This is a genomic window from Algoriphagus resistens (genome assembly GCF_001442615.1).
GTDB classification, from domain to species: domain Bacteria; phylum Bacteroidota; class Bacteroidia; order Cytophagales; family Cyclobacteriaceae; genus Algoriphagus; species Algoriphagus resistens.
The window spans coordinates 168,229-183,713 of sequence record NZ_LMXN01000001.1 but is presented as its reverse complement, the minus strand read 5'-3'; the positions used below and the strand labels follow the sequence as shown (position 1 = coordinate 183,713).

General features: G+C 42.1%; 9 protein-coding genes. 1 reads left to right on the top strand and 8 read right to left on the bottom strand.

Translation table 11 applies throughout. From position 1 onward, the window contains the following. Positions 1–3: 3 nt before the first annotated feature. The 5 genes from AS141_RS00610 to AS141_RS00590 all read right to left on the bottom strand — a co-directional run bounded on the left by AS141_RS00610 (position 4) and on the right by AS141_RS00590 (position 9,140). Positions 4–1,524: a sulfatase gene (locus AS141_RS00610; protein ID WP_057935681.1), complete on the bottom strand. Its 1,521-nt coding sequence runs from the start codon at positions 1,522–1,524 to the stop codon at positions 4–6. Further along, positions 1,511–2,992, bottom strand: coding sequence for a RagB/SusD family nutrient uptake outer membrane protein (locus AS141_RS00605; protein ID WP_057936189.1), 1,482 nt, complete (start codon positions 2,990–2,992; stop codon positions 1,511–1,513). The genes AS141_RS00610 and AS141_RS00605 overlap by 14 nt, the downstream gene beginning before the upstream one ends. A gap of 12 nt (positions 2,993–3,004) precedes the next feature. Next, on the bottom strand, positions 3,005–6,097 hold the full coding sequence (locus AS141_RS00600; RefSeq protein WP_057935680.1) for a SusC/RagA family TonB-linked outer membrane protein: 3,093 nt from the start codon (positions 6,095–6,097) through the stop codon (positions 3,005–3,007). A 322-nt stretch (positions 6,098–6,419) separates the two neighbouring features. Further along, the gene (locus AS141_RS00595; RefSeq protein ID WP_198293474.1) at positions 6,420–7,559 is read right to left on the bottom strand and encodes a sialidase family protein; all 1,140 of its coding nucleotides are present in this window, start codon (positions 7,557–7,559) and stop codon (positions 6,420–6,422) included. Between the two features lie 12 nt (positions 7,560–7,571). Further along, positions 7,572–9,140: a fucose isomerase gene (locus tag AS141_RS00590; RefSeq protein ID WP_232424786.1), complete on the bottom strand. Its 1,569-nt coding sequence runs from the start codon at positions 9,138–9,140 to the stop codon at positions 7,572–7,574. A 310-nt stretch (positions 9,141–9,450) separates the two neighbouring features. On the opposite strand from AS141_RS00590, the gene AS141_RS00585 reads away from it, so the two are divergent. Further along, complete coding sequence (locus AS141_RS00585; RefSeq protein ID WP_057935678.1) at positions 9,451–10,320, top strand: AraC family transcriptional regulator; 870 nt, start codon at positions 9,451–9,453, stop codon at positions 10,318–10,320. Between the two features lie 246 nt (positions 10,321–10,566). Here the strand turns inward: AS141_RS00585 and AS141_RS00580 are convergent, their stop codons facing one another. The 3 genes from AS141_RS00580 to AS141_RS00570 form a co-directional block, all read right to left on the bottom strand. Then, a complete protein-coding gene (locus tag AS141_RS00580) occupies positions 10,567–13,188 on the bottom strand; it encodes an ABC transporter permease (RefSeq protein ID WP_057935677.1) in 2,622 nt (873 codons plus the stop codon). A 6-nt stretch (positions 13,189–13,194) separates the two neighbouring features. Next, complete coding sequence (locus AS141_RS00575; protein WP_057935676.1) at positions 13,195–13,533, bottom strand: PadR family transcriptional regulator; 339 nt, start codon at positions 13,531–13,533, stop codon at positions 13,195–13,197. Between the two features lie 324 nt (positions 13,534–13,857). After that, positions 13,858–14,946 carry an AI-2E family transporter gene (locus AS141_RS00570; protein WP_057935675.1) on the bottom strand — a complete coding sequence of 363 codons (1,089 nt, stop codon included), beginning with the start codon at positions 14,944–14,946 and terminating at the stop codon, positions 13,858–13,860. Between the last annotated feature and the right edge of the window lie 539 nt (positions 14,947–15,485).

Below are 15,485 nucleotides of genomic sequence, written 5' to 3'. Positions count from 1 at the left end.
AGGTTAATAGGTTTGAGGGTTATTCCTTGGAAATCTTGCATTGGCAGCATATAGCCTATTCAGCAAGTCTTCTTTCATCAATTTAGCATCCCATTGACGTGTCGTACTAAGATCATGGGATTCAGCAGGATCACTTTTGAGATCGTAAAGTTCCATTTGCTCTGTGTCAAAAAAATAAACAAGCTTCATAGAACCTTTTCGCAAAGCCGCTTGAGGTCGGGTCTGGCTGGTTTTGCCATCCTCCACACCGATTTCTGTCAATGCCTCATCGTATGCCCCACCTTCCGGGTGATAGTATGGGAAGTACCAATAAAGAGGTTTCTCCCTACTAAATGTATTTCCGGTCAGTAACGGAAGTATGGATTGTCCATCTAATTCATTTGGCTCCTGAGAGAAATTTCCAGCCAAAGCCATGAAAGTCGGGAAAAAATCAGTTTGAATCACCGGAGTGTCCTGCAAGCTGTTGGCCTTTATCACACCAGGCCAAGAAATCACCATCGGGATACGGATACCTGCTTCGTAAAGATTCCATTTACTTCCTCTAAATGGGGCATGATGCGCATAGTCCGGATGCCCTCCGTTATCTGAGGTAAACAGTACCACTGTATTTTCTTTAAGCCCTGAGTTTTCCAACGCCTGTACTACTTGGCCTACATAATGATCCAGCAATTCTACGTTTGCAGCGTAGCGGACTTCCCCTTCAGTTAGCTCACGGTTCAGTTTAGTTTTATATTTTTCTTCAATCCACTGCAAACCGATCAAATGGGGCGTATGGACAAAATAATGACTAACCATTAAAAAGAACGGGGAATCATGTTTCTTCTCAATGAATTTTACTGCTTCAGAAGTAAGTAAATCTTCCGGATATTCACCCTTGTTCAGTTGGGGAGATGATTTCATACCACTATAAGGATGGGCCCCGAAGGTTTCCTTTGCGGTATCAAAGCCCTGTTGCGCAGGACCATGGGTAAGGCTCCATCCTTTATATACTTTATGGTGAGAAGCCACATGCCACTTTCCTACTATCCCTGTTTCATAACCCGACTTTTTAAGCCCCTCCGCCATTGTCTCCTCCCCCAAAGGGAGATTCAGTGTAATCGGTGGGGAAATAAGTTTTTTATTTTTGAATAAAGTAACCCACTGTTCTGCATCCCAGCCCAAGGAATCTTTCTCATATTTGGTAACAAATTCAAAACCTAATCTCGCTGGAGACTTGCCTGTCAACAATGCCGCCCGGGCTGCAGAACAAAGAGGTGCAGAAGAATATGCATTGGTAAAACTCATTCCAGATTGGATAAGCTGTCCAATATTTGGAGTTTCTGCAATGGAATTACTGATGGATCCTGGATAATTGGGAATATCCCCATACCCTAAATCATCCACATAAATCAACAGTATATTGGGTTTTTCCGGTATATCCTGAACAGCCTCGCCTCTGCCCTTGGCACCTAAAAAGGTACCAAGGAAACAAAAGCTCAGAAGGATCAATTTACCCAATCTATCAAGCAATTTAATATCCTTCATTTTGCGTGAGCAGAGGATTTGCATCCAAGGTTGCAAATGGAATTGGATACAGTCGGTGAAAAGGCTTCGCATTGGTTGCACCTCTAGCATGGGCAAACTCAATTAACTTATCCATTCTGATCAAATCCAATCTTCTCTTACCCTCAGAATAAAACTCCCAGCCCCTTTCATCGAGTATTTGCATTCGGAGTGCTTCTTTGGAGGCAAAATCGCTTAGCTTCAAGGGGGCATCCATACCTGCCCTTGCCCTAATTCTATTGATCAAATCTATAGACTCCTGATTTGGTCCATTTAATTCATTCAATGCTTCCGCTCTGTTGAGAAGGATTTCCGCAAATCTTATTTCAGGAATATCATTTCCGAAGGAAGCATTTACCCCCTCCGGGTCCGGCCAATATTTAAATGATCGTGTATTGTCAGGTTCATCCAATAGGGATATCAAATCACCTTCAGTGTTGATGTATTCATGGAGAATCAAGTTTCTCCTATTGTCATTTTCACCAAAGGAAAAATAAAAATTGTCCCTGATCCTGAATTCATTAGGCCAGTTTCTCCAAGAATTAGAAAACTCAAGGCCAGTTCTTGGGTCGCTGGCAAATCCTACTGGGAATGCTGTGTTCATCCAACTATTGGAGGCACTTCTATCCGCACTGGTCTTTGCTGGTCGTACCCAGATATATTCATTGTTCCGTTCATTTTCAACTTTGAACAAATCTTCATACACCGGGAATAAACCATAGTTCCACTGGTCCATGATCTGGGAGGCGAAATCCGCTGATTTTTGCCATTCTTTATTGTTGAGATAAAAATTTGAAAGCCATCCCTGCGCAGCAGCTTTATGGGCTCTACCGTAATTCGCTTCTTCCCCAGGAGCAGGCAAATCCTGCAATGCTGCTAGAAGTTCTGTTTCAATGAAAGCAGTCAACTCTTCATCAGAAGCCCTAGGCAACTGAAGTTCATCATCGCTAGATATTCTCAAGGGGACAGTACCGAATTTCCAATAGAGCTTTATATAGCTGATAGCACGAATGAATCTTGCTTCAGCTCTATAAACCATCTTATTTTCCTCAGAATCCTCTAATTCCTCTAGATTTTCCAGAACAAGGTTTGCATTTCGTATAGCCCGATAGGGATAATCCCAACTTTCTCCCTGCAGCAATCCGATTGACGCATCCCAGGTGAAATTTATGTATTGTACCGCAGTAGCATTCACTCCGTCACCAGACTGGAATGCAAAATCCGTAATCCATTCATCCGCGGCAAATACATAAATGGAATTATTGGATATCATATTGGAAGCATTTGCATATGCAGCTCCCATCAATGACTCTATACCTTCCTTAGTCTTCAGGAAGTTTTCAGGAGCCAGTTGAGAATAAGGCTCCTCTTTAAGATAATCTGAACAACTAACTGTTATACAAGTAATCAGTGCAACAACTATATATTGATATATACTTTTGATTTTCATGATTTCCATAAATTAGAGTGTGAAACTGATGCCTGCCAAAAAAGTCCTGGCCACCGGAAATGCATTCCAGTCTATTCTAAAATTGGCTCCACCATTCGGGTTAATAGCAGGATCCATTCCGCTATAATCAGTAATTGTAAACAGATTCTGACCTGTTACATTTATTGTGGCAGCACTGAATATCCCGCGGCTAGCCGGAAAATGATAACTCAGCTTGACTGTATTGAGTCTGAGGTAAGATGCATCTTCAACCGTGATACTATTTACACGTTTCTCACCTTGGCTACTCGTATTTACAAAAGAAGGAAATTCATTCGATGGATTTTCAGGAGTCCATCTGTTTAGTAAAGGTTCAGCATACCTGTTTCTCCTTACCCCGGCTGGAAAATAAGTATCGATCAGGCCATTATTAAGCATTTTGGCTCCTTCCACTCCTTCAATAAACACGTATAAATCAAACCCTTTATAGCTAACCGTGTTTCCCATCGACCAGATGAACTTGGGAAATGAATTACCAAGAACAACCCGATCATCCGTGTTGACGGTACCGTCACCGTTGATGTCTCTATATTTAATGTCTCCGGGAACTACATTATCATTTGTGGATTCAAAATCGTCTCCGGTCTGCCAAATCCCAAGAACTTCGTACCCGTAAAATGACTCCAACGGGATTCCCTCTTCAATGATGGCTATCTGGCCGGTTGCCCCTGCACTTCCCGAAACAATTCTTTCTATTCCTCCCAGGTCAGTCACTTTATTCTTTAAAGTGGTAAAGACCAGATTTGTAACCCACTTGACTTTACCCGAAGAAATATTTCTGGAAGTAAGGGCAAATTCAAACCCGGAATTTCTGATTCCACCGATATTGGTCAATTGGGAAGTAAACCCTGTTGATCTGGGAATAGGCAGAGACAAAAGCATGTCTGAAGTATTTTTAACATACCAATCGACACTTCCGTAGAGTCTGTCTCCCCAGAATCCATAATCAATTCCAAAATCCAATTGCTCAGTTGTTTCCCACTTCAGATCAGGATTTGCAATTCTTGCAGGTTGGGTGGATGATCGCTGTTCATCATCATAGACCACTGTAGGCCCTCCACTGAAAGTGCTGATTGATTGAAAATTCCCTATTTCCTGATTACCTGTTTTTCCCCAGCTCGCCCTCAATTTCAGCGTACTTACAGTTTCTTCTATATCAGAGAAAAAACCCTCTTCATTAATTTTCCAGCCAGCTGCAAAGGAAGGGAAATACCCAAACTTATTGTTTTCCCCAAATCGTGAGGATCCATCTGCACGGATTGATCCTGTCAGGAGGTACTTACTGTTAAATGTATAATTCAGTCTAGCTAAATAAGACAGTAAAGTATTATCTACTTTACTGCTTCCTATTACGTTCAGGTTGGGATTGCCCAGATCCAAATTATAAGTTTCGGTAGCATCTGAAGGAAAGCCCCGTCCTTCAGCGGAAAACCTGTTAGTCATAAATTTCTGTGTGGTCACACCAGCTACTGCATTGAAGGAGTGGTTTCCTACTGACTTTTTATAATTAAAAAGCCCTTCCACCAGATAATTTGAAGCTGTTCCGTGAAGAATCGTTGCAATTCCCCCTGCTGCCAACCCATCAATGGTCGTTCTGTCAATGTAGTAATCACGTTGCTGGTTGCTTACATCTCCACCTAAATTTAAACGAAAGGAGAATTCAGGAAGAAAGAAATATTCTCCGTAGACAGATCCGAAGGTTCTGTAGGTATTTCCGATGCCTCTTTTACCATTTGCCAATGCCACAGGATTATCCACATTGATATGTTGGGAAATGACATAGTCACCGTTCTCATCCTTTACTTCCAATGTTGGATCCATTTGCATTGCTGCAAAAACAACTCCCGCATGTTCATTTAATTGAAAGCCTCCCGGGGTAAACTGATCTTTCGAATAATTGGAGCTCATGTTTATTCCTGTGTGAAACTTTTCATCTACTTTATGGTCAAGATTAAATCTCAATCCATACCGTTCAAAAGAGGAATTCATTACCAATCCGTTCTGATTGAAATAGTTAAAAGAGATCAAATAGCTCGTTGCTTCATTTCCTCCGGAAAGAGAAAGGTTGTGACTTTGGATACCAGCATTGGGATTATAAACTTCATCCAACCAGTCCGTGCCGTTTCCATCATAATCCTCTACCTGATCCGTTGATGATCCTCCACCAGATTTGATAATCTCATTTATGATTGTCTTATACTCAGCTGCATCCAATAGGTCTATTTTGTTAGCTACATTCTGAACTCCCGCATACCCATCGTAGGTCACCTTTAACTTTCCCTTCTTACCATTTCTGGTCGTAATTAAGATTACCCCATTTGCTCCTCTTGCTCCATATATGGCTGTAGCAGAAGCATCTTTAAGCACTTCAATTGATTCTATATCAGCCGGGTTTATTGAGCTTAGAGGAGATCTTTCCGTCCTTGGGGCAGGAAAACGCTCTCCAGCCCCCGAAACAGCAGAACTGTTGCCAAATGGTAATCCGTCTATCACATATAGAGGAGAATTACCCGAATTGATAGAACCTACACCACGGATGTTTACAGACATCCCCCCTCCAGGTTCGGCACTGTTCTGTACTACTTGTACACCTGGCATTTTGCCTGCCAGAAGCTGCTCAGGTGTAGCGATTGCTCCCTGATTAAAATCTTCTTTTTTTAGTGCAGACACAGATCCTGTCAGGTCACTTTTCTTTACGGTACCATAGCCTACAACCACTACTTCATCAAGCGCGCTGATATCCTCGGACAGCATAATATCGATAATTGCCCTTGATCCTACCTCTACTTCCTGTTTCTCAAATCCAATCATGGAGAAAACCAACACTTCATTCCCTTCAGGTACATTGATTGAATAGTTACCGTCAATATCAGTCACGGTACCTAGGGTAGTACCTTTTAGCAATACATTAACTCCTGGAAGCCCCAATGGGTCATCCCCTGTTGTCACCGTCCCTGTCACGGTGCGTTGCTGCGCATAGGAGGCACCGGAAAGCACTAATGTCCCAAGGAGCAAAAGCACTATCAGAATTGAATGACCCCTAAAATAAGGTAATCTTACATTCATTTTTTTATGGTTTTTGGGTTTGTAATTTATTTATGTTCATAAGAGGTAAAGAATTGATTCCAAGGAATCTACTACCGCTGCTTCTAGGGATGTTTGTTTATTACTGACATTACATCACCTGAATATGATTTGCTCTGTGCTCTGCTATCATTTGACTTTTGATAATACCCTGAAGCTTGCATGATCACCCACACAGGCTAGTATTTTCCAACTCCTATTGATTGTTAAAAGCATTGCCCTATTCGAACCCGCCCGTTCATCAATTCCTAAAACCATTTTCAGATCCAGATCATCGTCCGGTTTGTAATTGACCATTCTCTCATTATAATTTCGCAGGATCTACAATTGCATATTTCACTGACCGTCTATTATAGGTATAGGTTATGTGGACTAAACCGTCCGAACCTTGAATAATTGCCGGATATGCATAGCCATCTTCAATGGGAACATTCTCCAAAGTCATCACAGGTTTCCATTTTATACCGTCATTAGACAGGGCAAGATTCAATATATTTCTTCCCTTGGGTTCGACACCGCTTTTTGTAGAATGGTTGTAAATCAGCAGCTGTCTACCGTCTGCCAGGCTAACCGCATCAGTCCCAGAATTAGGATTGGGCAGATCCAATGCTGTCATCTCTCCCCATGTTTCACCTTCATCATCTGACCAAACCTGGGAAAGGACATCCTGTTTCGTTCTGGAAATCGCTTGAATTCTTCCATCAGAATAGGTTAAAATACTGGGTTGGATAGCATCAAAGTTCACCCCATCATTGACTGGACCGATCATCCTCCAGGTCTCTCCTCCATCATCACTTAGTTCGAAATAAACTTTCCAATTCTGTTGGTCACCATTTACTATGTATTCCAGACTAGATGGATTGATAATTTTGCCGGAGGCAAGTTGAACAGGCTTGTTTTTTACTGGACCAATTACATGCCCGATCGTAGGAACCTCTCCCAGTTTTTTAGGTTCTGACCACGTTTTGCCGTTGTCCTCGGATACGGTCAGCATTCCCCACCAAGTAGTCGGGCTAGGTCCTACTTTATAATACAACATTAACGGCTTTCCCAATGGCTGGAACAAAACGGGATTCCAACAAGGATAGCGAAGTGTATCATTTTGGATACCATTGACTATTTCTTCAGGCCAGGTCCATTTCCCGTCCACTAAGCGCGTAACGCGTATACCAACGTCAGGATTATTTTCATGCGTCCCAGCAAAAAAAGCCGCTACAATTCCTTCAGGAGTCTCTATCAGGGAAGATGCATGCACTTCGGGCGTAGGTCTTTTGTCTAACGGATAGATCAACTCAGCTTTCAACAGCCCTGCTTCTCCTGGCTTTGCCAATTCAGGCAAATAGAACCTACCTGTTATATCATTCGGTTTTTGTTGTGCTACTCCAATAAAAGAAAGCAGCAATCCCAGAAATAAAAACATTGAATTTCGCATGGTAAGAATCATAATATTGACAGTTTAATAATCTGAGGTTTGTTCGGGCTTTGCTCCAAAATTTGCATCGATTGCCACTTGACATCCGCAGAAAAAGGTCTTAATTCCCAGGGAATCAAATACAGCAGCTTTGGCTTTGGCTGCTTCTATGGCTGATTGTTTTGTACCTGCATAGACTACTTGAATATGATTTGCCTTATGTCTGCCCATCATCTGATTTTTGGAAATTCCCGGAAGTACAGCATGCATGATTGGCCATTCTGGAGTGGTCTGCCCCCACCTTCGCTGCGTTTCTTCTTCGGGAAGTGATACTACTTCTCCCACACCCAAATCACACTTCAGACTGTCATTTTCAATATATATTCTGCTCCAGACGATATGTCCGGGCCTGCTGATACCCTTTAGGCTTCCCCCTCCTTTTTTGAAGTACATGGGAGGCTGTCTTTCACTGCTTGCCCCAGAGAAGCCTCCAATAAAATGTGCAGGAGGGGCTGCACCTGAAATCAGAAATACCCAGACAAATTCCATCTTGCCGTTGATCAGGTATTCTTCGCCCCACCTTATGTCATGAAGAGTCGTCTCCGAAGGCAGGCCCAACTTATCCCAGAGTTTAGTAGTGAGAAGAGCGTCTATTCCTGCGCATTCATCTACTTCATTGAAGTGTGGTAAAATTTTTCCTGCAAAAAGCTCTTTTCCACTGCTGTCAAACACGGGTGGTCTTTCCGCATTATTGAGCAGTCCTTCCGCAAGGTCACTCGCTGCCACCAAATCCTTCAATCCCTGTTGGTACTGTATCCCGATGGTATCACATCCAAACCGGTCGGCAATTCGTACCGCGGCTATGTACATTTTGCACTGTTCAAGCGTCTGCTCTTTGGTAAGCTCAAGCTCGGGATTGTTTCCCCAGTTAAATTTCATTCCATTCTCAAGAAGCCAGTCAAGTGCCTGATCTGCTTCTGACTGGGTCACATTCAGCATCTCCGCATAAAGTGCTGATTGGCTTAGTCGCTCCTTGAATATCCCCAGTTTGTTGAGCAATCTGTCCGGCACAATCGCATTGAACATGCCCATACATCCTTCATCAAATACCCCCATAATAGCTTTGTCTTTCAAAAATTCACTTGCAAAGCCTTCTGCTAATTTTTTTATGTCCGGGGAAATGGTTGCCGAACCGTATGAAAAGACATGGGAATCATCGTGCTGTATTGTCCCGGTCGTCAGCCATTCTGCCAATTTTTCCCTGAAAAACCCGTCCTGAAAATCCTTGCTCCACAGGGTGCTGTAATTGACTTCTGCCTTTGTCAGTGATCCATTTAAATTCAACATCCCCACCAATCCCGAAGACATGCCTTCCCAGTTGGCCAAAGTCAAAATCGGGCCTTGATGTGTCATTAAACCCGGAAGCACATGGTGTGTGTATTGCCAAACACTTTCTGCGACAATGATAGGCAGATTGGTATCGAGATTCTTAAAAACCCCAATTCCCATCTTCTGGGAATCTATAAAGCCATGTTGCTTGACAGGGTCATATGGATGTCCCCGTTCAACTCGGTAACCCAGATCAGCTAGTGTCAATTCTAGTTGCCGTTCCATAATTTCTTGGAATTTCCAACCTACACGATTTGCATCTAACCTTAAATCTCCACTGGATATAACTTGGATTTTTTTTCTTTTGGACATCTCTTTTCTCCCGGGTTTATTGAATGAACTTTACAAATATGAGAGAAAAACCAAGCGACGAATTATTACATTTTGCCAAAAAATTATACTATCTTATCATCATTGAAGATGAATTCATTTAATTATATCGATTGCATCCAAAATTCAATTTCGGATCCTATAATATTGGATAACCTTTTTGACTAAAAGCAGGTAAAACAAAATAAAGGTAAAGCCATTCTCAATGAAACCTCACTTCCATAAAGTACCCAGCACATCTGACCATTCTTTTACAATCAGATACGATAAACGACCAAATTTTGGAACCCTATGGCATTTTCATCCTGAACTGGAATTGCACTATATCATACAGGGTGAAGGAACCCAATATATAGGCGACACTGTAAGCAGTTTCAGCAGTGGAGATTTAATTCTATTGGGAGAAAACTTACCCCACACCTGGCGTTGCTCAGAAAAGTATTTTAAAGGAAATCCGGAGCAGGAAGTTGAAGCTTTCGTACTTCAATTTTTACCTACCTGCTTTGGAAAAGAATTCCTTGAATTACCCGAAACCCAGAGCATATCCTCCCTCTATGAAAATGCAAAAAAAGGGATGATCATCCATGGTGAAACCAAGGAGAAAATTTCCGGGATTTTACATGAGACGATAACTGCATCCAGCTTGGAACGCGTAATCCATCTATTAAAAATCCTTCACACGTTGGGTTCCACAACCGAATATGAAACTATTTCACCGGGCTATGCAAATAGTCACCTTGCCAATGTCTCAGAAATGCATCGGCTAGAAAAAATTTACACTTTTGTCCTGGCACACTATCGGGAGGAAATCAGTTTAGAGAAAATCTCCTCTATAGCGAACTTAAGTGTGTCCAGTTTTGCCAGGTACTTTAAACAGATGACCAATAAAACCTTTTTCGAATTCCTGATCGAAATACGTATTTCCAATGTGTGCAGAGCGCTGATTGAAGATCAATTACCCATCGAAGTAATATGTTATGAGTGCGGATTCAACAACGTTTCAAATTTTTACAGGCATTTTAAAAAAGTTACCGGAATGACCCCCTTTAGCTATAAAAAGCAGTATCTATCCTAGCTAGAAGGATTTGGCTTGTCTGCAAAAGTTGCCCGTAAACTAGGACTGCGAAAAGGAATAAAGCACCGCAGTCCAAGTCACTTTAAATCAGTAGCGCATAGGCACATCAGCTCCCAAGGGATGGTTTTGAAGAATCCTTAGGCATTAAAAATGAGTACCTCTCTACACTTAAAAAAATCCGACAGAGCTCAACTCCAGTCGGATTCTGATTAGTTCATACCTGATTTACTTTTAGAATTTAACTTATCATTCACTCTTCAAGCTATTGACAGGATTGCTCAAGGCTGCTTTCAGGCCGTGGATCCCTGAGGTGATCAGTCCAATCCCCAAAGTCAGAACGGCGGCGACCATTACTGCCCACCAGGGGGCTGAAATATGAAAAGCAAAATCCTCCAGCCAGCTACTCATCACATAATAAGCAATTGGGGATGCGAGTAGTATAGCGATCAAAACCAGGCGTACAAAATTGCCTGATAGTATATTGAGCACCTGGAAGGTTGAAGCCCCCAAGACTTTGCGGATGCTGACTTCCTTTAATCGCTGCTGGATCATATACGAAGACAAGCCAAACAAGCCTAAACAGGCCAAAACAATGGCACAAGTGGAGAATAAATTCATCAACTTGCCCAACTGCATCTCCGACTGATACATCCGGTCATAATCCTCATCGAGAAAACTGTAAGCATAAGGTCGCTCAGGTAAGATTTTCTCCCAGGTTTTTTCGATGAAACGCAACGATTCCGGAATGTTTTCCCCATTGATTTTCACCAGCAGTCTGCCGCCCCAAGAGGCTGAAAACAATACCAATGGCTGAAGGTCATTTCTTAAGGACTGGAAATGAAAATCCTTGACCACTCCTACCACCGTCCCCTGTTGGTTTAAAATCATTTCCTTCCCAATAGCCTCCTCAGGACTCCAGCCGAATTTATCTGCCGCACTTTCGGTCATGATGTAATGAAATTCCTTTTTCTCCCAAGGTTCTATTTCTGTCTGCCGGATATGTTGTTCAGTAAAATTGGTTCCGGCGATCACTTCCAGCCCTGTAGCTGGTATGAAGTTTTCATCTACTGGATTGGCATTGACGGAGATCACCTCATTTTCAGGTCTGGTCGGTAAGTTCATGCTGTATCCGCTATTGATACTGACCGGACTGGAAGCGGCCCTGGAAACCTCAATAATCTGTGAACTGGCTTTCAACTCCTTTTTCAATGTGTTGATTTTCTGAAAATCAGTGTTCCAGCCTATCGGCAAAGAAACAATATGCTCCCTGTCATAACCCAAATCCCTGCTTTGGATAAAGCTGAGCTGACCTTGGACGATCAAAGTGGCGATGATCAGAAAAACTGAAATTCCAAATTGAAACACAGTGAGTGATTGTTGGAGCCACTTAGCCGATGAAGTATTTTTGAATACTCCTTTCAAAACCTTCATAGGCTGGAATTTGGATAAAATAATCGCCGGATATGCCCCAGCTATCAAACTGAGACCCAAGGTAAGACCCAAGGTAAAAGTCAAAAACGGAAGTGACATCAGGTCTCCAAGTATTAATTCTCTATTGATCAGCTTATTGAAACTAGGTAGTAAAAAATAGACCGCTATAAAACTGGCTACTACAGACAGGCCGCATAAAAGAAATGACTCTCCGATAAACTGCCAGAAAAGCTGGGATTGGCCGGCTCCGGAGACTTTGCGGATCCCCACTTCTTTTGCCCGCTCCACAGATCTTGCTGTGCTCAAATTGATGTAGGTAAAACAAACAATCACCAAGATCAGTAAGGCAATTCCGGCTAGCATGTAGAGGTATTTGATATTGGTATTGGCCACAAAATCCGAATAAGGAGAATACAGATGTACCTTATCAAAATGCTCTAAAGTAAAGTTGATAGTCGCTCCCAAATCTGCAGATTCCTTTTCCATAAACGGCGGCAACTTCTCCGCCATACCTGCAAAGGAATTTTCATCCTGCAAAAGCAGATAAGTAGTGTAGTTAGCATTCCAATAGGATTCTTCCTGATTCATTCCCATAGAAGAGAAAGAAGCCAGAAAATCAAACCGAAACTGAGAATTATAGGGATAGTCATGCATCACCCCAGTCACTTCATAAATTGATTTATCATCCCCTACCTCAAGTCCCTGCCCTAACGGATTGGCTTCTCCAAAGTACTTTTTGGCCATGCTTTCGGTCAAAACTACTTTCCTTGGACCATTTAAGGCAGTGGTTGGATCCCCTTGGATCATCTCGTAAGCAAAAGCATCGAAAAAAGTAGAATCTGCATACATGAAACCTGCTTCTGTAACCGGATTTCCTTGCAATTGTAAAATCGCAGAAGATTGATTCATACGGATACCTTTTTCCACTTCAGGAAAAGTCCTAGAAAGGACAGGAGCTACTTTGGTACTGGTAAATGTTCCTTTTGAACTTTCTTCACTCCCATCAAATGAATATTCCATGACCACCCTGCCAATTCTTTTGGCATTGGGCTGAAAGGTATCATAACTCATTTCATGCTGGATAAATAGTGCGATAAGCATGCATGAGGTGATCCCTACAATAAGCCCAAGCATATTGATAATGGTGGCGGGCTTGTTTTTCCAAAGTGTTCTTCTGGCTATTTTAAAATTATTCCGAAACATATCCATGTGGTTAGTCTTATATTCTTTGTCTTTGATCCCAATGATCCCGGGTCGGAAGAGTACTATCACATCCATGATAAAACGCAGATCAGCCTTGAACTTGCCTTCTTTCTGAAGGCGCTCATGGTATAGTTCAAATAGATCCCCTTCTATTGAAGCGAGAAGATCTTTATCACAATACCAACTAAAAAATCGCTGAAATAATCTAGGTGGTTGTATTTCCTTCTTTCTCATCGCCACCTAACTCATCTTTAGATTCCATGCAACCTCCGGAATAGCTTTCCAAAGATCTTCTCTGCTCTGTCGGGTATACTGCATGGCCTCCTTTCCCAAAGCTGTGATCTGGAAATACTTTTTCGGTCTGCCTACCCGCTCATACGTGCTCTCCCCTTCCCTCGACTTAAGATACCCTTTATCCTCCAGCCGTTTGAGCGCCGTCTGCAAGGCTCCTACACTGACACTTCGTTCCAGTCTTGATTCAATTTCAGACTTTATCGACACGCCATAAGCCTCATCATATAACACACCGACTGTCAGCATTACCACCTCCTCAAATTCCCCCAATTGATATTTCTTCATGACAAAACAATTGATTCCTAATTGTAGTATTAAAAAATTATGCCAGACTATGAATCGCTTCATATAGCAATTTTAGGACTGTTTTAGGACCTAAGGATAATCAGAAGTGTACGCTTTTGTTCGATTTTGGAACAATGACACGTTATACATTCAACTTGTTCTAACTTTTAAAGACAGCCGACCGATTGAGCAGATTGAGTACACCTGATCACCGAAATGCGGAAAGTTGGGATGGGGACTGAACTTAGCTTTTTTATGCTGATTTCTATACGGCCATGGTACTGACTAAGGGTATGCGGATCAGAGAACAAAGGGATTTCCCTGTCATTTGCCGGTTAACTTTTTTATCAAAATCTTCCATAAGTTTTCCCGTCTTTCCATGATCGGCACCTGGTCGCCAAGTAAGTATGCATAAGCTTTATACTTCTCTGATTTCTCCAATGTCATCTTCAGAAGCCCCAATATAGGAATGAAAAGAATCATGCCAGAGACTCCCCAGATCCACCCTCCCATTAAGATCGCCAATAGAACAACGAGCGCATTGAGTTTCACTTCTGCACCTACTATTATGGGAGTAATTATATTATTTTCAAGCAATTGCACTCCCCACAAGACCCCTAGTGTGAGGATTGGAAAAAAAATAGAGTCTGTGGTCAGAAAAACATACAATACCGTAAAAAAGGAACTGAACACTACTCCAACATAAGGGATAAGATTGAACACCGCAATAAATAAGGCAAATAACACAAAATACTGAATATCAATAAAATAAAAGAAAACCCCTACCACTACTGCCACGATCCCCGTCACTTTCAGCAGGCCCGTCAGGTAGGCCTGAATCATCAGGGCAGTATCCTCTGTCCAGGTAAAAAGGAAATCCTGTTTTCTTGATGTGTTGAGCTTGCTTAGAAATTCCCGGAAAAAATCCTTGTAGTATATCAAAAGAAAAATATACAGTGGGATAATGCCTATCAATGCCAGCGCTTTGCCCGTCTGTACCAGTAGACCATTGAAACTTTCAGGGTTAATCAATCGCCCTAGCCTGTCAAGGGCCTTCTCGTAGTCTACTTCCAATCCGAACTGATTGTTCAGATAGCCTAAATATTGGTCTAAAAAATCCTTCAAGGAGGAGCTTATTTCCGGTACATCTTTTAGCAATCCGGACATTTGTTTACTAAACAGGTATATAACACCAGCAGCCAGAACAAGAACCAACGCAATGCTGATGAGAATAGCCAAGGCGCGTGGCAGACGCTTATTTTCAAGCCAATTGACAACTGGGTTCAAAGCAAACGCGAAAAAAATCCCCCATAGTAAGGGGACAAGCAAAAAAGCGCCTTCACGTAGAATAATCACACCAAAAATCAAGCAAACCAAACTATGGGCCACTTGTTGTATTTTTGAACTTTCCATGGAAGAAGATTTTTAAAGTAAAAATCAAACGGAGCTGGATACGTATGTCACTTGCGAACGCGGTCTAATTCTAGTTTTCAAGATAGCCAAGACTAACTACATTATAGTAAACAATTGATTCAATTTCCCTAAGTCATATAGGTATTCTCCGAAAATCTCTACCCCGCAAGATCTACGCTTATTCATTATTTCGTCCGTCAAGCCCGCCTTAAACATCAGCTAACAGGAAAATAAATGACAGTTCACCTTTGGTTTTGACTCAAAAAACCAATCCTATCGGGTGCCAGGTCAGTAGCTTTGCGTGAAGCCGAAGGAGAAACCCATGGTAAAAAAATATGCCATGGCCTTCTGCCCGCAGATTCTGAGAAAAAAGAGTATGGCTGTAGGAGGATGGAAAAGGGACTCTACTTGAACAACTAGCAATAATCCCCCTATTGATATGCATCGATAAAGCGAAGGCCCATCCCACAGACCAGTTGTGTGGCTTTCTCCCGATACATTTCGTTGCAGTACAGGCACCCCGTTCCCTGAACACGAAA

Excerpts from the sequence above, each read along its gene's own strand:
- AS141_RS00600 (WP_057935680.1), bottom strand. The coding sequence starts at position 6,097 with ATGAATGTAAGATTACCTTATTTTAGGGGTCATTCAATTCTGATAGTG.
- AS141_RS00605 (WP_057936189.1), bottom strand. The coding sequence starts at position 2,992 with ATGAAAATCAAAAGTATATATCAATATATAGTTGTTGCACTGATTACT.
- AS141_RS00610 (WP_057935681.1), bottom strand. The coding sequence starts at position 1,524 with ATGAAGGATATTAAATTGCTTGATAGATTGGGTAAATTGATCCTTCTG.
- AS141_RS00595 (WP_198293474.1), bottom strand. The coding sequence starts at position 7,559 with ATGATTCTTACCATGCGAAATTCAATGTTTTTATTTCTGGGATTGCTG.
- AS141_RS00585 (WP_057935678.1), top strand. The coding sequence starts at position 9,451 with ATGAAACCTCACTTCCATAAAGTACCCAGCACATCTGACCATTCTTTT.
- AS141_RS00580 (WP_057935677.1), bottom strand. The coding sequence starts at position 13,188 with ATGAGAAAGAAGGAAATACAACCACCTAGATTATTTCAGCGATTTTTT.
- AS141_RS00575 (WP_057935676.1), bottom strand. The coding sequence starts at position 13,533 with ATGAAGAAATATCAATTGGGGGAATTTGAGGAGGTGGTAATGCTGACA.
- AS141_RS00590 (WP_232424786.1), bottom strand. The coding sequence starts at position 9,140 with ATGGAACGGCAACTAGAATTGACACTAGCTGATCTGGGTTACCGAGTT.
- AS141_RS00570 (WP_057935675.1), bottom strand. The coding sequence starts at position 14,946 with ATGGAAAGTTCAAAAATACAACAAGTGGCCCATAGTTTGGTTTGCTTG.